Source organism: Bacillus sp. 01N45, assembly GCF_056399205.1.
In genome coordinates, this window is sequence record NZ_JBFTQW010000006.1 from 368,389 (window position 1) to 389,816 (window position 21,428).

The 21,428-nt window shown below is 37.9% G+C and carries 19 protein-coding genes and 1 other RNA gene; 19 read left to right on the plus strand and 1 reads right to left on the minus strand.

Annotated elements, in window-relative coordinates:
• The first annotated feature begins 32 nt into the window (after window positions 1-32).
• From cggR to eno, 6 genes are all read left to right on the plus strand, one after another.
• Window positions 33-1,061 carry a gapA transcriptional regulator CggR gene (cggR, locus tag AC1DMU_RS17015; RefSeq protein WP_001258183.1) on the plus strand — a complete coding sequence of 343 codons (1,029 nt, stop codon included), beginning with the start codon at window positions 33-35 and terminating at the stop codon, window positions 1,059-1,061.
• Window positions 1,062-1,087: 26 nt separating this feature from the next.
• Window positions 1,088-2,092, plus strand: a complete 1,005-nt coding sequence (gene gap / locus AC1DMU_RS17020) for a type I glyceraldehyde-3-phosphate dehydrogenase (protein WP_000161234.1) — start codon at window positions 1,088-1,090, stop codon at window positions 2,090-2,092.
• A 139-nt stretch (window positions 2,093-2,231) separates the two neighbouring features.
• Window positions 2,232-3,416, plus strand: a complete 1,185-nt coding sequence (locus AC1DMU_RS17025) for a phosphoglycerate kinase (protein WP_001036333.1) — start codon at window positions 2,232-2,234, stop codon at window positions 3,414-3,416.
• A gap of 32 nt (window positions 3,417-3,448) precedes the next feature.
• Window positions 3,449-4,204, plus strand: a complete 756-nt coding sequence (gene tpiA, locus AC1DMU_RS17030) for a triose-phosphate isomerase (RefSeq protein WP_001231043.1) — start codon at window positions 3,449-3,451, stop codon at window positions 4,202-4,204.
• On the plus strand, window positions 4,201-5,730 hold the full coding sequence (gene gpmI / locus AC1DMU_RS17035) for a 2,3-bisphosphoglycerate-independent phosphoglycerate mutase (protein WP_001231145.1): 1,530 nt from the start codon (window positions 4,201-4,203) through the stop codon (window positions 5,728-5,730). The genes tpiA and gpmI overlap by 4 nt, the downstream gene beginning before the upstream one ends.
• A 30-nt stretch (window positions 5,731-5,760) precedes the next feature.
• Window positions 5,761-7,056, plus strand: coding sequence for a phosphopyruvate hydratase (gene eno, locus AC1DMU_RS17040; protein WP_000103948.1), 1,296 nt, complete (start codon window positions 5,761-5,763; stop codon window positions 7,054-7,056).
• A 50-nt stretch (window positions 7,057-7,106) separates the two neighbouring features.
• On the opposite strand, the gene AC1DMU_RS17045 is transcribed toward eno, so the two are convergent.
• The gene (locus tag AC1DMU_RS17045) at window positions 7,107-8,057 is read right to left on the minus strand and encodes a nucleoside hydrolase (RefSeq protein WP_088064783.1); all 951 of its coding nucleotides are present in this window, start codon (window positions 8,055-8,057) and stop codon (window positions 7,107-7,109) included.
• Between the two features lie 335 nt (window positions 8,058-8,392).
• Here AC1DMU_RS17045 and AC1DMU_RS17050 point away from each other — a divergent pair, with 335 nt between their 5' ends.
• The 13 genes from AC1DMU_RS17050 to alo form a co-directional block, all read left to right on the plus strand.
• On the plus strand, window positions 8,393-8,761 hold the full coding sequence (locus AC1DMU_RS17050; protein ID WP_075309614.1) for a CidA/LrgA family holin-like protein: 369 nt from the start codon (window positions 8,393-8,395) through the stop codon (window positions 8,759-8,761).
• The gene (locus AC1DMU_RS17055) at window positions 8,758-9,450 is read left to right on the plus strand and encodes an LrgB family protein (RefSeq protein ID WP_000078299.1); all 693 of its coding nucleotides are present in this window, start codon (window positions 8,758-8,760) and stop codon (window positions 9,448-9,450) included. The genes AC1DMU_RS17050 and AC1DMU_RS17055 overlap by 4 nt, the downstream gene beginning before the upstream one ends.
• 94 nt (window positions 9,451-9,544) lie before the next feature.
• Window positions 9,545-9,778: a preprotein translocase subunit SecG gene (gene secG / locus AC1DMU_RS17060; RefSeq protein WP_000557263.1), complete on the plus strand. Its 234-nt coding sequence runs from the start codon at window positions 9,545-9,547 to the stop codon at window positions 9,776-9,778.
• Window positions 9,779-9,939: 161 nt separating this feature from the next.
• Window positions 9,940-10,680, plus strand: coding sequence for a carboxylesterase (gene estA, locus AC1DMU_RS17065; protein ID WP_000761972.1), 741 nt, complete (start codon window positions 9,940-9,942; stop codon window positions 10,678-10,680).
• A gap of 142 nt (window positions 10,681-10,822) precedes the next feature.
• Window positions 10,823-13,255 carry a ribonuclease R gene (gene rnr, locus AC1DMU_RS17070; RefSeq protein ID WP_088064782.1) on the plus strand — a complete coding sequence of 811 codons (2,433 nt, stop codon included), beginning with the start codon at window positions 10,823-10,825 and terminating at the stop codon, window positions 13,253-13,255.
• Between the two features lie 248 nt (window positions 13,256-13,503).
• Complete coding sequence (gene smpB, locus AC1DMU_RS17075; protein WP_001123922.1) at window positions 13,504-13,971, plus strand: SsrA-binding protein; 468 nt, start codon at window positions 13,504-13,506, stop codon at window positions 13,969-13,971.
• Between the two features lie 125 nt (window positions 13,972-14,096).
• Window positions 14,097-14,451: a transfer-messenger RNA gene (ssrA, locus tag AC1DMU_RS17080) on the plus strand.
• A gap of 367 nt (window positions 14,452-14,818) precedes the next feature.
• On the plus strand, window positions 14,819-15,496 hold the full coding sequence (locus AC1DMU_RS17085; RefSeq protein ID WP_087983994.1) for a response regulator transcription factor: 678 nt from the start codon (window positions 14,819-14,821) through the stop codon (window positions 15,494-15,496).
• 369 nt (window positions 15,497-15,865) lie between these two features.
• Window positions 15,866-16,879, plus strand: a complete 1,014-nt coding sequence (locus AC1DMU_RS17090) for a siderophore ABC transporter substrate-binding protein (RefSeq protein ID WP_087983993.1) — start codon at window positions 15,866-15,868, stop codon at window positions 16,877-16,879.
• Between the two features lie 19 nt (window positions 16,880-16,898).
• Window positions 16,899-17,915 carry an ABC transporter permease gene (locus AC1DMU_RS17095; protein ID WP_046955599.1) on the plus strand — a complete coding sequence of 339 codons (1,017 nt, stop codon included), beginning with the start codon at window positions 16,899-16,901 and terminating at the stop codon, window positions 17,913-17,915.
• Window positions 17,912-18,976 carry an iron chelate uptake ABC transporter family permease subunit gene (locus AC1DMU_RS17100; protein ID WP_000631136.1) on the plus strand — a complete coding sequence of 355 codons (1,065 nt, stop codon included), beginning with the start codon at window positions 17,912-17,914 and terminating at the stop codon, window positions 18,974-18,976. Before AC1DMU_RS17095 ends, AC1DMU_RS17100 begins: the two co-directional genes overlap by 4 nt.
• Window positions 18,973-19,725, plus strand: coding sequence for an iron ABC transporter ATP-binding protein (locus tag AC1DMU_RS17105; RefSeq protein ID WP_000590056.1), 753 nt, complete (start codon window positions 18,973-18,975; stop codon window positions 19,723-19,725). The genes AC1DMU_RS17100 and AC1DMU_RS17105 overlap by 4 nt, the downstream gene beginning before the upstream one ends.
• 517 nt (window positions 19,726-20,242) lie before the next feature.
• Window positions 20,243-21,428, plus strand: a 1,186-nt coding sequence (alo, locus tag AC1DMU_RS17110) for an anthrolysin O/cereolysin O family cholesterol-dependent cytolysin Alo (protein WP_476941536.1), incomplete at its 3' end; no start/stop codon positions are given.

Sequence of the window (21,428 nt, forward strand, 5' to 3'; positions counted from 1 at the left end):
AAAAATGAACCAATGTAGTGAGGAGAAAAGATATGCGCTCATGGATTCAGAACACAAAAAAATTATTACCTGATCTGCTACCTGTTATGCAAACGAGAATGCAAATTCTTCAATACATTAGGCTCATGCAGCCGATTGGAAGAAGAAACTTGTCAGCAAGTCTCGGTATGACAGAACGAGTATTGCGAAGTGAAGTTCAAGTTTTGAAAGAACAAAACTTAGTTCACGTCGCTTCTTCTGGAATGACTTTGACAGAAGAAGGAACAGCTTTAGTTCTTGCTTTGGAAGACTTTATGAAAGAAATTTCCGGGTTAAAGGTTTTAGAAAAGCAACTTAAGGAAACATTAGACTTGGATGAAGTTTTCGTTGTCCCTGGTGATAGTGATGAATCACCTTGGGTCAAACTGGAGATGGGCCGTGCTTGTGTGACTTGTATAAAAGACCGTCTGACAGCGAATAATATCGTTGCTGTGGCTGGAGGAACTACGCTAGCTGCTGCTGCGGACATGATGCAGCTTGATTGCAAAGATTTACATATGCTATTTGTCCCAGCGCGTGGTGGAATTGGAGAGGGTGTCGAATTAGAAGCCAATACCATTTGTGCCAAGATGGCACAAAATACGATGAGTAATTATCGCTTATTGTATGTTCCAGACCATGTTAGTAGCGAAGCATATGCGTCTATTGTGACAGAGCCTTCCGTGAAAGAAGTTCTTGAGTTGATTCGATCTTCCAATATCGTCATTCATGGAATAGGTGATGCGTTAACAATGGCACGTCGCAGAAATACTTCAGAAGCAGATTGGTTAAAGATTCAAGCAAGCGAAGCAGTAGGCGAAGCTTTCGGTTACTACTTTAATGAACAAGGAAATGTTGTTCATAAAGTAAGAACAGTTGGTATGCAACTTGAGGATTTACAACATGTATCTCACGTTGTTGCAGTCGCTGGAGGTTCTTCAAAGGCAAAGGCAATACAGGCTGTAATTAAACAAGGGCACACTTCAATTCTAATTACAGATGAAGGTGCAGCAAAACAGTTAACAAAGGGTATTACCCTTTAATATAATCCCCCAAGGAGGAAATTCAAATGACTAAAATTGGTATTAATGGATTTGGACGTATCGGACGTAACGTATTCCGCGCAGCTCTTAACAACTCTGAGGTAGAAGTAGTAGCAATCAACGACTTAACAGATGCTAAAACATTAGCTCACCTTTTAAAATATGACACAGTTCACGGAACTTTAAATGCAGAAGTATCTGCTAACGAAAACAGCATCGTTGTTAACGGTAAAGAAATTAAAGTTATCGCTGAGCGTGACCCAGCTCAATTACCATGGAGCGACTACGGAGTAGAAGTAGTAGTAGAATCTACTGGCCGTTTCACTAAAAAATCAGACGCTGAAAAACACTTAGGTGGATCAGTTAAGAAAGTTATCATCTCAGCTCCAGCTTCTGACGAAGATATCACTGTAGTTATGGGTGTTAACCACGAACAATATGATGCAGCTAACCACAACGTAGTATCTAACGCTTCTTGTACTACAAACTGTCTAGCTCCATTCGCTAAAGTATTAAACGAAAAATTCGGCGTAAAACGCGGAATGATGACAACAATTCACTCTTACACTAACGACCAACAAATCTTAGACTTACCACACAAAGATTTACGTCGTGCTCGTGCAGCAGCTGAAAACATGATCCCAACATCTACTGGTGCAGCTAAAGCTGTAGCATTAGTATTACCAGAACTTAAAGGTAAATTAAACGGTGGCGCTGTACGTGTTCCAACTGCTAACGTTTCTCTTGTTGACTTAGTTGTTGAACTTGACAAAGAAGTAACAGTTGAAGATGTAAACGCAGCATTCAAAGCAGCAGCTGAAGGCGAATTAAAAGGTATCCTTGGATACAGCGAAGAGCCATTAGTATCTATCGACTATAACGGATGTACAGCTTCTTCTACAATCGATGCATTATCTACAATGGTAATGGAAGGTAACATGGTTAAAGTACTTTCTTGGTACGATAACGAAACTGGTTACTCTAACCGCGTAGTAGACCTAGCAGCATACATGACTTCTAAAGGTCTTTAATTCTTAATTATATAAGTAATCAATGACAAAACGAGGGAGAGGGTTTGTTCCCTCTCTCTCTTCTTTCGTTTTAAAAGCAAATGTGTTAAGCTTTTGAGTGGGTTTTGTCAATCCTAACTAGTAGTCGGAGGGAAATCCAATGAACAAAAAATCAATTCGTGACGTAGATTTAAAAGGTAAGCGTGTATTTTGCCGCGTTGATTTCAACGTACCTATGAAAGAAGGCAAAATTACAGATGAAACTCGTATCCGTGCAGCTCTTCCTACAATTCAATATTTAGTAGAGCAAGGTGCGAAAGTTATTTTAGCAAGTCACTTAGGCCGCCCAAAAGGTCAAGCAGTAGAAGAATTACGTCTTACTCCAGTAGCAGCACGTTTAGGCGAGCTTCTTGGTAAAGATGTTAAAAAAGCAGACGAAGCATTCGGACCAGTTGCACAAGAAATGGTTGCAGCAATGAACGAAGGCGACGTATTAGTTCTTGAAAACGTACGTTTCTATGCGGGCGAAGAAAAGAACGATGCAGAACTTGCGAAAGAATTTGCAGCTCTTGCTGATATCTTCGTAAACGATGCATTCGGTGCAGCTCACCGTGCTCACGCTTCTACAGCAGGTATCGCAGACTACCTACCAGCAGTATCTGGATTATTAATGGAAAAAGAGTTAGATGTACTTGGAAAAGCACTTTCTAACCCAGAACGTCCATTCACAGCTATCATCGGTGGTGCGAAAGTAAAAGATAAAATCGGTGTAATTCGTCATCTATTAGACAAAGTAGATAACTTAATCATCGGTGGCGGACTTGCTTACACATTCGTTAAAGCTTTAGGTCATGAAATTGGTCTATCTCTATGTGAAGACGACAAGATCGAACTAGCTAAAGAATTTATGCAACTTGCAAAAGAAAAAGGCGTAAACTTCTACATGCCAGTTGATGTTGTAATCACAGAGGAATTCTCTGAAACTGCAACAACTCAAATCGTAGGTATCGACTCTATCCCTTCTACTTGGGAAGGCGTGGACATCGGTCCTAAAACACGTGAAATTTATGCAGATGTAATTAAAAATTCTAAGCTTGTTGTATGGAATGGACCAATGGGTGTATTCGAAATGACTCCATTCGCAGAAGGTACAAAAGCAGTAGGACAAGCATTAGCAGATGCAGAAGATACATACTCTGTTATCGGCGGTGGTGACTCTGCAGCAGCTGTTGAAAAATTCGGTATGGCTGATAAAATGAGCCACATTTCTACTGGCGGCGGTGCGTCATTAGAATTCATGGAAGGCAAAGAGCTTCCAGGTGTAGTTTGTCTTAACGACAAATAAGTAGCAGCCAAAGAAAAAGGACGGTGCAAAGCATGCGTAAACCAATTATCGCAGGTAACTGGAAAATGAATAAAACTCTATCTGAAGCAGTTAGCTTCGTAGAGGAAGTTAAAGGTCAAATCCCAGCAGCTTCAGCTGTTGATGCAGTAGTTTGCTCTCCAGCTCTATTTTTAGAGCGTTTAGTAGCAGCAACTGAAGGAACTGATTTACAAGTAGGTGCACAAAACATGCACTTCGAAAAAAATGGTGCATTCACTGGCGAAATTAGCCCAGTAGCACTTAGCGACTTAAAAGTAGGCTACGTAGTACTTGGCCACTCTGAGCGTCGTGAAATGTTTGCTGAAACAGATGAGTCAGTAAACAAAAAGACTCTTGCAGCATTTGAACATGGTTTAACACCAATCGTATGTTGTGGTGAGACTTTAGAAGAGCGCGAAAGCGGAAAAACATTTGATCTAGTAGCAGGTCAAGTGACAAAAGCACTTGCAGGTTTAACAGAAGAGCAAGTTAAAGCAACTGTTATCGCTTATGAGCCAATCTGGGCTATCGGTACAGGTAAATCTTCTTCTTCTGCAGATGCAAACGAAGTATGTGCGCACATCCGTAAAGTTGTTGCAGAAGCTGTTTCTACAGAAGCTGCAGAAGCTGTTCGTATTCAATACGGCGGTAGCGTAAAACCAGAAAACATTAAAGAGTATATGGCACAATCTGACATCGACGGCGCTTTAGTTGGCGGTGCTAGCTTAGAGCCTGCTTCGTTCTTAGGTCTTCTGGGGGCGGTAAAATGAGAAAGCCAACAGCTTTAATCATTCTTGATGGTTTCGGACTACGTGAAGAAACTCATGGGAATGCTGTAGCACAAGCTAAGAAACCTAATTTTGATGGTTACTGGAACAAATTCCCTCACACAACGCTTACAGCTTGTGGTGAGGAAGTAGGCCTTCCAGAAGGTCAAATGGGTAACTCTGAGGTTGGTCACTTAAATATCGGTGCTGGCCGCATTGTATATCAAAGCTTAACACGCGTAAACGTTGCAATTCGTGAAGGTGAGTTCGATCAGAACGAAACTTTCCAAAATGCAATTAAAAGCGTAAAAGAAAAAGGTACTGCTCTTCATTTATTCGGTTTACTTTCTGATGGTGGTGTGCACAGTCACATGAACCATATGTTTGCTCTTCTTCGCTTAGCAGCAAAAGAAGGCGTGGAGAAAGTTTATATCCATGCATTCTTAGACGGCCGCGATGTTGGACCACAAACAGCAAAAGGTTATATCGATGCAACAAATGAAGTAATTAAAGAAACAGGAGTAGGACAATTCGCGACTATCTCTGGTCGTTATTACTCTATGGACCGTGACAAGCGTTGGGATCGCGTAGAAAAATGTTACAGTGCTATGGTGAATGGTGAAGGCCCTACTTATAAATCAGCAGAAGAGTGTGTAGAAGACTCTTATGCGAACGGTATCTATGATGAATTCGTATTGCCGTCTGTAATTGTTAACGAAGATAACACGCCAGTTGCAACAATCAATGATGATGATGCAGTTATCTTCTATAACTTCCGTCCAGACCGTGCAATTCAAATTGCTCGTGTATTTACAAACGAAGACTTCCGTGAGTTCGATCGTGGTGAAAAAGTACCTCACATTCCTGAATTCGTTTGTATGACACATTTCAGTGAAACTGTAGATGGTTACGTGGCATTCAAGCCAATGAACCTTGATAACACATTAGGTGAAGTTGTTGCGCAAGCGGGATTAAAGCAACTTCGCATCGCGGAAACTGAAAAGTATCCGCACGTTACATTCTTCTTTAGCGGTGGTCGTGAGGCTGAATTCCCAGGAGAAGAGCGTATTTTAATTAACTCACCGAAGGTTGCAACGTATGACTTGAAACCTGAAATGAGCATTTACGAAGTAACGGACGCTTTAGTAAATGAAATCGAAAATGATAAACATGATGTTATCATTCTTAACTTTGCAAACTGTGATATGGTTGGCCATTCTGGGATGATGGAACCAACAATTAAAGCAGTAGAAGCAACTGACGAATGTTTAGGAAAAGTTGTAGAAGCGATTCTTGCAAAAGATGGTGTAGCACTTATTACTGCTGACCATGGTAATGCTGATCAGGAGTTAACTGCTGATGGTGGACCAATGACAGCTCATACAACTAACCCGGTTCCTTTCATCGTTACAAAAAATGATGTAGAGCTTCGTGAAGGTGGTATTTTAGGAGATATCGCTCCAACAATGCTTACGCTTTTAAATGTGGAACAACCGAAAGAAATGACAGGTAAAACAATTATTAAATAATTTGCTTATATAAAAAGGAGAGAATTTATTATGTCAACAATTATTGATGTTTATGCTCGCGAAGTCCTTGACTCTCGTGGTAACCCAACTGTAGAAGTAGAAGTTTACACAGAAAGCGGCGCTTTCGGACGCGCTATCGTACCAAGTGGTGCATCTACTGGTGAGCACGAAGCAGTAGAATTACGTGACGGTGACAAATCTCGTTACCTTGGTAAAGGTGTTCTAAATGCAGTAAACAACGTTAACGAAGCAATCGCTCCAGAAATCGTTGGTTTCGACGTAACTGACCAAGCTGGTATCGACCGTGCTATGATCGAATTAGATGGCACTCCAAACAAAGGTAAACTAGGCGCTAACGCTATCCTTGGTGTATCTATGGCAGTAGCTCACGCAGCAGCTGACTTCGTAGGTCTTCCATTATACCGTTACCTTGGTGGATTCAATGCAAAACAATTACCAACTCCAATGATGAACATCATCAACGGTGGTTCTCACGCTGATAACAACGTAGACTTCCAAGAGTTCATGATCTTACCAGTTGGTGCTCCAACATTCAAAGAATCAATCCGTATGGGTGCTGAAGTATTCCATGCACTTAAAGCTGTATTACATGACAAAGGTCTTAACACTGCAGTAGGTGACGAAGGTGGATTCGCTCCAAACCTTGGTTCTAACCGTGAAGCATTAGAAGTAATCATCGAAGCTATCGAAAAAGCTGGTTACAAAGCTGGCGAGAACGTATTCTTAGGAATGGACGTTGCTTCTTCTGAGTTCTACAACAAAGAAACTGGTAAATATGACCTTGCAGGCGAAGGCCGTACTGGCTTAACTTCTGCAGAAATGGTTGATTTCTACGAAGAGCTTTGCAAAGACTTCCCAATCATCTCTATCGAAGATGGTTTAGACGAAAACGACTGGGATGGTCACAAATTATTAACTGAGCGTATCGGTGATAAAGTACAATTAGTTGGTGACGACTTATTCGTAACTAACACTCAAAAACTTGCTGAAGGTATCGAAAAAGGTATCTCTAACTCAATCTTAATTAAAGTTAACCAAATCGGTACTTTAACTGAGACTTTCGAAGCTATCGAAATGGCTAAACGTGCTGGTTACACAGCAGTTGTATCTCACCGTTCTGGTGAAACTGAAGATGCTACAATCGCTGACATCGCAGTTGCAACTAACGCTGGCCAAATCAAAACTGGTTCTATGAGCCGTACTGACCGTATTGCTAAGTACAACCAATTATTACGCATCGAAGACGAACTAGGCGAAATCGCTGTTTACGATGGTATCAAATCTTTCTACAACATCAAACGATAATTGTAGAAAATAACGACAGACCGTGAGAAATCACGGTCTGTTTTTTTATGTTAAAATTGCTCACCCGTCATAAGTGACATGAAATGTTTAAAGAAGCAGTTATAATCAAAATCAATTGCGATTTGATGACTCGGCCAATCAATAAATGGCTTAGATTCTCCTAAAGAACGAAATTCCCCTATGCTTGTTCCTTGTGCATAAGATTCTGTCATGACAACGATAGGTGACTTGTGATATGTAAACATAGAGTTATCAAGTAAAGCGAGTATTGGCATTGTGTCATGGAAGGGGCTCCCCTTTAAATGCGGTAAGGCGTCTTTATAATATCCGTAGTAATAATGATTGAATAACGGTTTGACGAGTGGGGCTTTTCCTTTTGCTTCAATGTATTCAGCCATTTCTGGTGTAATGATGGAATACTGAGTGACGTTTAATGGATAGATGTACATGTTAGGTGAGGATTGAAGGACTATATTAGCAGCAGTAGGATCGCCATAAAAGTTTGCTTCGGAAATAGGGGTAACATTACCAGGATGTAAAAAGGCACCGCCCATTACGTAGTAAGATTTAACTTGCTTCATGAGCTGTTTACATAAGATGAATAAAATTGCTAGGGAGGTAAGTCTGCCTAAACTAACAATGATTAATTCATCTTTATACTGTTCAATAAGAGGAATGACTTCGAAAAAATTCTCCATTTCTCCGTTAGTCACATGTCCCTTTGGAATAATTGGCCCGAGCCCTTGTTTCCCGTGTACTTCCGTAAAGAAAGCAGGAGGGGCGCCAGTAAGTGGGCGTTCTGATCCACCAAATATCTTGATATTTCTATCCTTTGCTTCGTTCTTAAGAAAATGAGCGTTTTGTACGGCCATTTCTTTTGGAACATTGCCGTAATCAGCAACAATGCCGACGATTTCTATTTCATCAATAAAGAATGCTAAGAGGAGAGCCATCGTATCATCAATCCCAGGATCACAAAAAATAAGAACTTTTTTTGGCATATGTTCACCACCTATCTTGTTTATCCCGTAAAAGCCTGATTGTAGGGATGAAGAAAACCACCACTAATGAAAGTTTCACTTTATATATATGTAAGCTTAAGGATAAAAAGATTATTTTATTGAAATAACAACGTTATAAATTCAGAAAATAAAAACTTTTTATATTAGGTCAAGGTTTTTGACTTAATTTCTATGCGGAAATCCAGTCATATCAAGGTTGTAAGCGTCTAACATAAGCTGTTTTTGCTGTCAAGTTGATAAATTGCAGCTTTTTACAATTTATACTATGATAAAGATATTAAGAGAAGATCGTATAAACATGAGGGATGATGAACATGAAATTTACAAAGATTCTTGTCCAAATTGCTGCTCTTTACGTCTTGTATATGGTTGGAACTTGGTTACAAGAAGTGTTAAATATTCCGATTCCAGGAAGTTTGATTGGAATGTTCCTCTTACTTGTTTTACTTAGCCTAAAAGTCCTTCCAGTGAAATGGTTCGATTTAGGAGCAGAAACACTCGTTGCTATTATGCCGTTTTTATTAATTCCGCCAACACTTGGCCTAATGAATTACGGTGCTTTTTTTATGAGTAAAGGAATTTCTCTTTTCATTACAATTGTAGCGAGTACATTTTTAATTATTATTGTCGCAGGACATACAGGACAATATCTTGCGAATAGAAAGGAAAGAGAGTCGCGATGAGCCAAATATTAATCGGAATCGGTTGGGTTCTTTTTACGGTGCTATTATACCAATTATCTAAAAAAATCTATAAATTATTTCCAACACCATTCACCATTCCAATGCTTGTAGCAACAGGATTAATGGCTTTCTTATTTATCATGCTTGATATACCATATCAACATTATATGGAAAGCGGTGGTGGCTGGATTGCAAAACTGCTCGGACCCGGTGTTGTAGCATTTGCAATTCCTCTTTATAAGCAACGTCACGTTCTGCAAAAATATGTTGTACCGATTGCTGGTGGCGTATTAGTAGGGACAACAGTTGCAATCGCAAGTGATTTTGCCATTGCATCACTTATGGGAACAGATAAAAGCTTAATTTTATCTTCTTTACCAAAGTCGGTGACAATGCCAGTTGCGATGAGTGTTTCAGAGCAAGTTGGTGGTGTACCGTCATTAACAGCAGCTTTCGTTGTTATCGCAGGTATTACTGGAACGATTACCGGCCCACTTTTATTAAAATGGAGCCGCGTTACAAACTCAGTTGGTAAAGGTATCGGATTTGGATGTGCTTCTCATATTATGGGTGTAATGAGAGCGATGAAAAATAATGAACATGAAGGTGTTATTGGATCGGTAACAATGACATTAACAGCAATTTTGACATGTTTGCTCGGGCCGTTATTTGCAATGATGTTTATGTAATAGAAGAAAAGCGAGAGCGACTCTATAGCTCTCGCTTTTCTATAGAATTTATGCTACAGTTAAAATAACTGAATCTTTGTAGGAGGTACGCCAAGTGCATACGTTATTATCCGTTTTACTTATTATTGTATCGATTTTAATGATTGTTATGGTACTTATGCAGTCTAGTAATAGCTCAGGCCTTTCAGGTGCAATTTCAGGCGGTGCAGAGCAATTATTTGGTAAGCAAAAAGCACGTGGAATTGAAGCGGTATTAAACCGTATTACAATTGTTTTAGCTGTTCTATTCTTCGTATTAACAATTGCTGTTACGTACTTAAATTTATAGAATTGAAAGAAGAAGCGTTAGTAAGATGTACTAATGGTTCTTCTTTTTTTATTTTGCCATTTGAAAGATGTTTCTAATTAGATTATAGAAATATAAATATGGTACACTAGATATAGAAAGAATACGACTAGATTACAGAAGAGAAAGAGGAGAAGTACATGATGAAATTAGCATCTCCGAAACCATTTACATTTGAGGGTGGAGACCGCGCTGTTTTATTACTACATGGTTTCACAGGAAACTCAGCTGATGTACGTATGTTAGGGCGTTTCTTAGAGAAGAAAGGCTACACTTGTCATGCGCCAATTTATAAAGGGCACGGTGTACCACCAGAAGAGCTTGTTCATACAGGTCCTGAAGATTGGTGGCAAGACGTAATGGAGGCATATCAGCTTTTAAAAGATAAAGGCTTTGAGAAAATTGCTGTTGTTGGATTATCACTTGGCGGCGTATTTTCTTTAAAATTAGGTTATACAGTACCTGTTTTAGGTGTAGTACCAATGTGTGCACCAATGTATATTAAGAGTGAAGAAACGATGTACCAAGGTATATTGGCATATGCCCGCGAATATAAAAACCGTGAGCAAAAATCACCAGAGCAAATCGAACAAGAAATGTTGGAATTCCAAAAGACACCGATGAATACATTAAAAGCATTACAACAATTAATTGCTGACGTACGTAACAATGTGGATATGATTTATGCACCTACATTTGTTGTACAAGCACGTCATGATGAAATGATTAATACAGATAGTGCTAACATTATTTATAACGGTGTAGAATCTACGTTAAAAGACATTAAATGGTATGAAGACTCTACGCATGTCATTACACTTGATAAGCAACGTGACGAGCTACATGAGGATGTATATAACTTCTTGGAGCAACTAGATTGGTAAGATCTAGTTGCCTCTTTTTTTCATAAGGAATTTTTTGTGAAAACTGTAAAAATCATTAGGGGAGTATTAAATTTTCGCTTTATACATCCCCAGTCTTTCGGATACACTAAATAATATAAGGGTTTAAAGGAGGTATTTCTGCTTGGAAGAAATCATACAAGAAAATATTGATAAGTTGTTGTTATTTATGAGAGAAGAAGCGTATAAACCGTTAACAATACAAGAGTTAGAAGAGGCATTTGGAATTGAAGGGTCTGAGGGCTTTAAAGATTTTGTAAAGGCACTTGTAATGATGGAAGAGAAGGGACTTGTTATTCGCACACGTAGTAACCGTTACGGTCTTCCTGAAAAGATGAATTTAGTACGCGGTAAATTAATTGGACATGCACGTGGCTTTGCATTCGTTGTACCAGAAGAGAAGAAAACGGGAGATGATGATCTTTTCATCCCACCTACAGAGTTAAACGGTGCACTTCATGGCGATACAGTATTAGCGCGTGTTAGCGCACAATCAAGTGGATCACGCCAAGAAGGTTCAATTGTACGTATTTTAGAGCGCGGCACGAAAGAACTAGTTGGTACATATACAGAATCGAAAAACTTTGGATTTGTTGTACCTGACAATAAGCGCTGGACGAGTGATATCTTTATCTTGAAAAGTGCATCAATGGGTGCTGTAGAAGGCCATAAAGTAGTTGTGAAAATTACGAGCTATCCAGAGAATCGTTTAAGTGCAGAAGGTGAAGTTATTCAAATTCTAGGTCATAAAAATGATCCAGGAGTAGATATTTTATCAGTTATTCATAAACATCATCTACCTTTAGCATTCCCTGAAGAAGTGATGGAGCATGCAAACAGTGTACCAGAAACGATTTCAGAAGAAGATTTAAAAGATCGCCGTGACCTGCGTGACCAAATGATTGTAACGATTGACGGTGCAGATGCGAAAGATTTAGATGACGCTGTTACAGTAACGAAGCTCGAGAACGGTAACTACAAGCTTGGCGTTCATATTGCGGATGTAAGTCATTACGTTCAAGAAGGTTCTCCAATTGATGTAGAAGCAGCGGAAAGAGCAACGAGTGTATATCTTGTTGACCGTGTAATTCCGATGATTCCGCATCGTCTATCTAACGGTATTTGTTCGTTAAACCCGAAAGTAGACCGTCTGACGTTATCTTGTGAAATGGAAATCAACAACTTAGGTGATGTTGTAAAGCATGAGATTTTCCAAAGTGTGATTAAAACGACAGAGCGTATGACGTATGCTGACGTAAGAAGCATTTTAGAAGATGAGGACGAAGAGTTAATCAAACGCTATGAGCCGCTCGTACCGATGTTTAAAGAGATGGGTCAATTGGCGCAGATTTTACGTGAAAAACGTATGCGCCGCGGTGCAATCGACTTTGACTTTAAAGAAGCGAAAGTATTAGTAGATGAAGAAGGTAAACCGACAGATGTTGTCATGCGTGATCGTTCTGTATCAGAGAAGTTAATTGAAGAATTTATGCTTGTTGCGAACGAAACAGTAGCAGAGCATTTCCACTGGATGAACGTACCATTCATGTACCGTGTCCATGAAGATCCGAAAGAAGATAAGCTGGAACGTTTCTTCGAGTTTGTAACAAACTTCGGATATGCAGTAAAAGGACGTGCGAATGAAATACATCCTCGTGCGCTGCAACAAATTCTTGAAATGGTTCAAGGACAGCCTGAAGAAGTAGTTATTTCAACAGTAATGCTTCGTTCAATGAAGCAAGCGCGTTACGATGCGGATAGCTTAGGACATTTCGGTTTATCAACTGAGTTCTACACACATTTCACATCACCAATTCGTCGTTACCCAGATACAATCGTTCATAGATTAATTCGTGAATACATCATTAACGGTAAAGTTGACAACGAAACACAAGCAAAATGGCGTGAAAACTTACCTGAAATTGCAGAGCATTCTTCTAATATGGAACGCCGTGCAGTTGAAGCAGAACGTGAAACAGACGAAATGAAAAAAGCAGAGTATATGGTTGATAAAATCGGCGAAGAGTATGATGGTATGATTAGCTCTGTAACAAACTTCGGTTTATTCGTAGAGCTTCCAAATACAATTGAAGGTCTTGTACATGTTAGCTACTTAACAGATGATTACTACCGTTATGACGAGAAACATTTTGCAATGATCGGAGAACGTACAGGTAACGTATTCCGCATCGGAGACGAAATTACAATTCGCGTTATTAACGTAAATAAAGACGAGCGTGCAATCGACTTTGAAATCGTTGGCATGAAAGGTACGCCTCGTCGTAAGTTCAAAGATCGTCCAGTCGTTATCGAACAGCCAAGAACAGGCAGAAAGAAACGCGGTGGACGTAGCGAGCGCAGTGATGAGCGCGGCGGAGAACGTGGTACAGGTAGAAAATTCGACCGTGGTGGCAAAGGAAAAGGAAGAGGATCAGCTTCTGCTTCCACTTCCACGTCCGCTAGTCAGCCAGGGAAAAAAGATGGTAACGGTAAGAAGAAAAAAGCATTCTTCGAAAATGTACCAGGATTCAAGAAGAAAAAGAAAAAGCGTAAGTAAGAAAAGGAGGGCTTCGCTTTGATGAAAAGCGGGGCTTTTTCTTTTTTATTGGTGGCTTGAGAGCGGGCCACTTTCGCTTTTTGTTGGAATCCAGCTACAGTGGCTAGAATGTTCGGCGGCTTCGCTTCTTCCCGAGAGGCAAAGAGCGCCTCAAGGTCAGAAGCTCCATCCACCTCACATTCTGAGCGAGCCACTTTCGCTTTTTATTAACATTTGTTACAATAGTAAAAATAGAGGAGGGACGTTATATGCCAAAAGGTACAGGTAAGGTTATTGCACAAAATAAAAAAGCATTTCATGATTATTTCATCGAAGAAACATACGAGGCAGGGCTTGTCCTTCAAGGAACGGAAATTAAGTCGATTCGCGCTGGACGCGTGAACTTGAAAGATGCGTTTGCACGTGTGCATAATGGTGAAGTATGGGTACATAATATGCATATTAGTACATATGAGCAAGGGAATCGTTTCAACCATGATCCGCTTCGCACGAGAAAGTTACTTCTTCATAAAAAAGAAATTGAGAAGTTAACGGGTGCTTCAAAAGAAACAGGCTATGCATTAGTTCCAGTTAGAATTTATTTAAAAAATGGATTCGCGAAAATGGCACTTGGTTTAGCAAAAGGTAAAAAGCAATATGATAAGCGTAACGATTTAAAAGAAAAAGAAGCAAAACGTGAAATTGCACGCGCGTTCCGTGATCGTCAAAAGATGTAATACAGATATTTACATTTGTAAAACGACGCGCGTATGTTATAATAACTTATGTAAGATTGTTGCACATTGAAAAACAGCTCTTAGTAGCTATCACGATATTTCTTCGTATGCTCCATTTTTATCATGGGGACGTTACGGATTCGACAGGGATAGTTCGAGCTTAGGTTGCGAGTCGAGGGGATCGGCCTCGTTAAAACGTCAAAGCCTATAATTGGCAAACAAAACAATCTTTCTTTAGCTGCTTAATTGCACTAAAGGTTCCTCCCTCCATCGTCCATGTGGTAGGGTAAGGGACTCAAACTAAGTGGACTACGCCGGAGTTCGCCGTCTGAGGGCGAAGGAAGAGAACAATCAGACTAGCAACTTGGAAGCCTGTCGATAGGCCGAAGAGTTCGCGAAATGCTAATATATCGACTACACTCGTAGAAGCTTAAGTGCCGATATTTTTGGACGTGGGTTCGACTCCCACCGTCTCCACCAATACATATTTGGTGGTTTTTTTATTTTGTATGATATGAACCATAACTTTTCCAAATTGGCGAGGTTATGGTTCTTTTTGTTTTGTGGTTTTATAAAATGCTTAAGTTGATGAGGGGGAGGGCGGTACCCCTGAAACAGAAAATGAAGAAATAGTTATTGCTGATAAACAGGTATATACTATAGCTACCTTTAATGATTACATAATATGTATTTAAATCTTCATATCCTTTGTGTTTCTATTCACATCTATTGTAAGATTATATAGAGTTCTCCTAATAAGCTGTTACAATGGCCTTTTTTAGGGGTTTCATATTTATAAATTTAAAAATGTTTTTTTGAGATAAATTGAAGTAGAGGTGAACCATCGGTGAGGCAGGTGTTAGTAATTAAGAATGAACGGTCTTTAGCAAAAAAAATCGTAAGCGGTTTAACGCAAGAGGGCCATTTCATTTTAAAACTTCACAATGAAAACCAAGGTTTAAATATAGCATATGAACAAGATTGGGATATTATCATATTGGATTGGGATTCATTAAGTATATCGGGACCAGAAATTTGTAGACAAATACGACTTGTTAAAACGACACCGATCATTATTGTGACTGACAATATTTCTAGTAAGGATTGCATAGCAGGGCTACAAGCAGGAGCAGATGATTATATTAGAAAACCATTTGTGAAAGAAGAATTAGTAGCAAGGGTTCAAGCTATTTTAAGGAGAACTGACTATATCCAGCAAAATGAGACAAACTTTTTTCAATTTAAAGATCTCTTTGTTGATACATCTAGCAATATTGTGAAAAAAGGTAGCGAAAATCTCTCGCTTACGAAGCGCGAGTACGATTTACTTGTATTTTTAATTAAGAATAAAAATACAATATTGAGCCGTGAAATGCTTTTAAATCAAGTTTGGGGATATAACGTAGTAGTGAATCCAAATGTAGTAGACTTATATATTGGGTATGTAAGAAAAAAGTTAAAGTGTGAGAAGAGAGACAGGTATATTCAAACGATACATGGCAGAGGCTATTCAATGGTTGAATGATAAAAATAAGATAATAAAATAGTTTCTGTGAAATATGAAAAGAAGGAAACTATAAAAAGAAGATTGCTATTAGGAAATGGTCATTGTTTTGCAGTAGAAATCATGGTTCATAAGGTGCTCAATCTATTGATTAGCACGTGTGTGGACTGACTCTGGTGCGCATTAGATGAGGTTGTATCTAATTTATGTTTAATTTGATTAACTCACACCATTCACAAGATTTTCACAGAATTAATGACTATACTTATTTACAGGATGTTCAAATGAAAATGATTATCAATAGCAATTTAGATACATGAAAGTTACTATCTAATTCAATCTATGGACGTCATCATTTTCGAACTAAATTACATAATAAGGAGTATACGTATGAAAAAAACTATGCTTTTAAAATTAGTAAGTATTCTAGCAATTTTCACTTTAATGTTAGTAGCTTGCTCAGATTCAAGTAAGGAAACTTCGAAAGCTAATAAAGGTGATAGTAGTGATAAACCAAAAACGGTTGAAATCACTGATGCTCATGGAACTGTTAAAGTCCCTGTAAATCCAAAGAATGTAGTTGCTTTAGATAATAGAACGTTTGAAACTTTAGCTGATTGGGGAATTAAATTAGCGGCTGCTCCAAAGGATATCATGCCTGCGGATTCAGCATATAAAAAGGATGATTCAGTTAAAAATATCGGGAATCACCGCGAACCAAATCTTGAAATTATTGCAGCGGCAAACCCTGACCTTGTAATCGTTGGTCAAAGATTTGCTGATCATTACGAAGAAATCAAAAAATTAGTGCCAAATGCAGCTGTTATTGATCTTAATTTTGATGTTTCTGAGAAGGCTACTAAGCCTGGAGAAAACTTAGTAAAAGGACTTAAAGATTCTACAACTACTTTAGGAAAAATCTTTGCTAAAGATAAAGAAGCTAAACAATTAGTAGCTGATTTCGATAAATCTATTGAAAAAGCAAAATCTGCTTATAACGGAAAAGATAAAGTTATGAGTGTTATCGTTACTGGTGGAAATATTGGCTTTGCTGCGCCGCACTCTGGTCGCGTTTGGGGACCTATGTATGAAATTTTCGGTTGGACTCCAGCATTAGAAGTTTCGAATTCTACTGCAGGTCATAAAGGTGATGACGTTTCTGTTGAAGCTATCGCACAAACAAATCCTGATTGGCTTTTCGTATTAGATCGTGATGCTGCAACATCTGATGCAGCTAAGTCAGCTCCTGCTCAGGATGTTATTTCTAAATCACCAGCTCTTCAAAATACAACTGCTGTTTCTAAAAAACAAGTTATTTATGCACCAGCAGATACTTACACAAATGAATCAATTCAGACTTATATAGAGTTATTTGGAAATCTTGCAAAAACTTTAGCTAAGTAGTGTAAAGGGGTACGAAACAGTGTCAAAAAATATGATTTCTAGGGTTGAGAATATTTCTCAACCCCAGTTTTATAATCACAATAAAATATGGACAAAACCTTTTATAATAGCGGTTATAGTTGTTATAATTTTAGGGATTATATCACTGTTTACTGGAGTTTATGATATACGTGGACAAGAGGACGGAATGGAGATGTTTTTCATCACTCGTGTTCCGAGAACAGTTGCATTAATGCTTACTGGAGCTGCAATGGCAATGGCAGGGCTCGTAATGCAATTAATTACACAGAATCGTTTTGTTGAACCTACTACAACGGGGACGATTGAATGGTCAGGCTTAGGCCTGCTTTTTGTATATTTATTATTTCCTGCCCCGACTTTAGTTCAAAGAATGACTGGTGCAATCATTTTTTCTTTTATAGGAACTATGATTTTCTTTTTATTTTTAAGAAGAGTTAAACTTCGTTCTTCTTTAATTGTTCCAATTATTGGATTGATGCTTGGAGCAGTTATTTCTGCAGTGTCTACTTTTTTGGGACTCCTTTTTCAAATGACGCAAAGTATTGAAACTTGGTTCGTAGGTTCATTTGCTACTGTTCAGGTGGGAAGATATGAATATTTATGGCTGATTGTTATCGTTACTTTGTTTATTTTTATGTATGCTAATAGATTGACTTTAGCTGGACTAGGAGAAGATGTCGCAACAAGCCTTGGAGTTAATTACAATAGAATTGTTCTTTTTGGGACTGGTCTTATCTCTGTTGCTGTTGGAATTGTTGCAGCTGTTATTGGAAACTTACCTTTCTTGGGATTAATTGTTCCAAACATTGTTTCCATGTTTAGAGGGGATGATCTTAGGAGTAATTTACCTTGGGTATGTGTGATCGGAATGGGGACAATCACTGCCTGTGACATCATTTCTCGAACAATTATAAAGCCGTTTGAATTACCTGTTTCTTTAATACTTGCAACAGTGGGAGCGGTCGTGTTTATTACTATTCTATTGAGACGAAGAAAACCAAGGAGGCTGCGATGATCACATTAGATTATAGAAATAAAGAAAATGTCGAAGTCGATTCTAGCCTTCATAATGAAAGTAGATCAGCTAGTGCTTTTCGTTCTAAGAAGGAGGCAAGACGTTATTGGATTGTACTGACAACATTGATTGCTTTAGGTCTCCTTTCTTCATATGGACTTTTAGTTTATAACAATCCAGTTCCGATAGATTCACCTTCTTTTATCCCGGTTGTTAAGAGAAGGATAGTAGCTATTGTTGCAATGATTATTGCTGCAGTTTGCCATAGTTTATCGACAGTCGCTTTCCAATCTATTACAAATAATAAGATTATTACTCCTTCACTTTTAGGTTTCGAATCACTTTATTCAGCAATTCAAACGAGTACAATATTCTTCTTTGGTGCTAGTGCATTAATAAACTTTAATGGAATTGGATCATTTTTATTTCAAGTTGTTGTGATGGTCTTCATGAGTTTGATACTTTATGGGTGGTTACTTTCCGGTAAATACGGGAATTTACAACTTATGCTTTTAGTTGGAATTATTATTGGTACCGGGCTAAATTCTGTGTCAACTTTTATGAGAAAACTACTTGCGCCTTCAGAATTTGATATTTTACAAGCGAGATTATTTGGTTCTGTTAATCATGCAGACCCTGCATATTTTCCTGTTGTAATTCCTATGATCATAATTGTAGCGTTATTAATTTTTGCTCATTCTAAGAAGTTGAATGTTTTGTCACTAGGAAAGGATGTTGCTACTTCTTTTGGGGTTAAATATCAACCTAGTGTAATTTATACGCTTGTGTTAGTAGCTATTTTAATGTCTATCTCAACAGCTCTAATTGGGCCACTTACTTTCTACGGCTTTTTAGTAGCAACTTTGAGTTATCAGGCGGCGTCAACTTATGATCATAGATATATTTTCCCAATGGCTTTTGCTATAGGATTTTTAATAATGACGAGTGCATACTTTTTAATGTATCATGTATTCCATGCTCAAGGTGTAGTTTCAGTTATTATTGAATTATTTGGTGGAATCATATTCTTAACTATAGTTTTAAGGAAGAGGGCTTTATGATAAAAATCGATAATGTTAAAAAGTTCTATACTGATAAGGTGAAAATAGGACCTTTGGATATTGAAATACCAAAAGCGGGCTTTACTTCTTTAATTGGACCAAATGGTGCTGGAAAGTCTACGACACTATTGATGATTGGAAGACTTTTAGATATGGATGAAGGCCAAATTCAAGTAGCGAATATGGATGTTTCTGAATCCAAATCAAAAGACTTAGCAAAAATTTTGACTATATTGCGACAAGAAAATCATTTTGTAACGAGGCTTACCGTTAGACAACTAGTTGGATTTGGGCGCTTTCCTTATTCAAAAGGAAGATTAACTAAAGAAGATGAGGTTATCATTTCTAAATATATCGATTTCTTAGATTTAACTAGTTTAGAGAATAGATATTTAGATGAGCTTTCTGGTGGTCAAAGACAAAGGGCATATGTAGCGATGGTATTGTGCCAAGAGACTGAATATGTGCTATTGGACGAGCCTCTGAACAACCTTGATGTTGCGCGCTCTGTTCAAATGATGGAGCATTTGAGGCGTGCAGCTAATGAATTCGGAAGAACAATTTTGACTGTTATGCATGACATAAATTTTGCAGCTAAATACTCTGATAAAATTTGTGCTATGAAAGATGGGCAAATTGCTGCTTTTGGAACAGTAGAAGAGGTTATGGACCCAACACTTTTGACAGATATTTTTGAAACAAAAATAGAGATTATTAATGGTCCTTATGGGCCGATCGCTGTTTATTAGTTACAAAATGAGTATGCAAAAAAAAGCTGCTGTCTATATTTTATAGGCAGCAGCTTTTTTAATGCGGTTGCCCATGATAACTCTTAATATTTCTGGCTGCTCGTAACAGTTCTGCATGTATTTCATTACTTCCGGTCCTGCGATGCTTCCAACAATAAACTTGTAAATTACTTATGAAATGCAAAGGAATGTTTCGTGTTTTCAAGTATTTACCAAACGAAAAATTTATCTCTGTATAACTTTTTATAAGAATTCAGCTTGTTTTTTTGTATGTAATATTGCATATAAGAGTGTATTGATAAAAGTGTAGGGGGTCACTATAATGAGGGCATAAAGATAAATCACATTTTCGTAGCAATAAAAAAGGAGGAAATAATATGGAAATCGCAATGGCAGTTTTGAAATTTATAGGTGGCGTAATCCCGTTAATTCAAGAACTTTTGAAAGCATTTATGTAGGTTTATTAGTTAGCTATCATTTATCAATCATTATCATATCTTACTAAAAAAAGAACGGGGTGATTTTTCTGAATATTAAGAAAAACACTAAAAGAAGAAAGTTCCTTGCGTGTTTATTAGTTAGTCTATGCACTATTAATTATTCATCTATTTCCTTCGCAGAAACACAAGTAGGTAATGCAACTGATGTAACCAAAAATGCTAGTGGCATTGATACTGGTATAGCAAATCTTAAATATAATAATCAAGAAGTTTTAGCTGTAAATGGTGATAAGGTAGAGAGTTTTGTTCCGAAAGAAAGTATCAATTCAAATGGTAAATTTGTAGTAGTGGAACGTGAGAAAAAATCAATTACAACTTCACCAGTCGATATTTCGATTATTGATTCTGTGGTGAATCGTACGTATCCAGGAGCGGTACAACTTGCAAATAAAGCTTTTGCAGACAATCAACCGAGTTTATTAGTGGCTAAGAGAAAGCCTTTGAATATTAGTATAGACTTACCTGGCATGAGAAAAGAAAATACAATTACTGTCCAAAATCCGACATATGGTAATGTGGCTGGAGCAGTAGATGATTTAGTATCTACTTGGAATGAAAAGTATTCTAAAACACATACGTTACCTGCAAGAATGCAGTATACAGAATCTATGGTTTATAGTAAATCACAAATCGCAAGTGCCCTTAACGTTAACGCTAAATATCTCGATAACAGTCTAAATATCGATTTTAATGCGGTTGCAAATGGAGAGAAGAAAGTGATGGTAGCGGCATATAAGCAAATATTTTATACCGTAAGTGCTGAACTACCTAACAATCCATCCGATCTTTTTGATAATAGTGTTACTTTTGGTGAGTTAACTCGTAAAGGTGTAAGCAATTCGGCTCCACCTGTTATGGTTTCAAATGTAGCTTATGGTAGAACTGTTTATGTAAAATTAGAAACAACATCTAAGAGTAAAGATGTACAAGCTGCTTTTAAAGCCTTACTTAAGAATAACAGCGTCGAAACGAGTGGACAGTATAAAGATATTTTTGAAGAAAGTACCTTTACTGCTGTAGTATTAGGCGGAGATGCGAAAGAGCATAACAAGGTTGTTACTAAAGATTTCAATGAAATCCGAAATATCATTAAAGATAATGCTGAATTAAGTCTTAAAAATCCAGCATATCCAATTTCATATACAAGCACTTTCTTAAAAGATAATGCAACTGCTGCTGTTCATAACAATACAGATTATATCG

Coding starts and splice junctions, on each gene's coding strand:
- cggR (WP_001258183.1), top strand. CDS start 33: ATGCGCTCATGGATTCAGAACACAAAAAAATTATTACCTGATCTGCTA.
- gap (WP_000161234.1), top strand. CDS start 1,088: ATGACTAAAATTGGTATTAATGGATTTGGACGTATCGGACGTAACGTA.
- AC1DMU_RS17025 (WP_001036333.1), top strand. CDS start 2,232: ATGAACAAAAAATCAATTCGTGACGTAGATTTAAAAGGTAAGCGTGTA.
- tpiA (WP_001231043.1), top strand. CDS start 3,449: ATGCGTAAACCAATTATCGCAGGTAACTGGAAAATGAATAAAACTCTA.
- gpmI (WP_001231145.1), top strand. CDS start 4,201: ATGAGAAAGCCAACAGCTTTAATCATTCTTGATGGTTTCGGACTACGT.
- eno (WP_000103948.1), top strand. CDS start 5,761: ATGTCAACAATTATTGATGTTTATGCTCGCGAAGTCCTTGACTCTCGT.
- AC1DMU_RS17045 (WP_088064783.1), bottom strand. CDS start 8,057: ATGCCAAAAAAAGTTCTTATTTTTTGTGATCCTGGGATTGATGATACG.
- AC1DMU_RS17050 (WP_075309614.1), top strand. CDS start 8,393: ATGAAATTTACAAAGATTCTTGTCCAAATTGCTGCTCTTTACGTCTTG.
- AC1DMU_RS17055 (WP_000078299.1), top strand. CDS start 8,758: ATGAGCCAAATATTAATCGGAATCGGTTGGGTTCTTTTTACGGTGCTA.
- estA (WP_000761972.1), top strand. CDS start 9,940: ATGAAATTAGCATCTCCGAAACCATTTACATTTGAGGGTGGAGACCGC.
- smpB (WP_001123922.1), top strand. CDS start 13,504: ATGCCAAAAGGTACAGGTAAGGTTATTGCACAAAATAAAAAAGCATTT.
- AC1DMU_RS17090 (WP_087983993.1), top strand. CDS start 15,866: ATGAAAAAAACTATGCTTTTAAAATTAGTAAGTATTCTAGCAATTTTC.
- AC1DMU_RS17100 (WP_000631136.1), top strand. CDS start 17,912: ATGATCACATTAGATTATAGAAATAAAGAAAATGTCGAAGTCGATTCT.
- AC1DMU_RS17105 (WP_000590056.1), top strand. CDS start 18,973: ATGATAAAAATCGATAATGTTAAAAAGTTCTATACTGATAAGGTGAAA.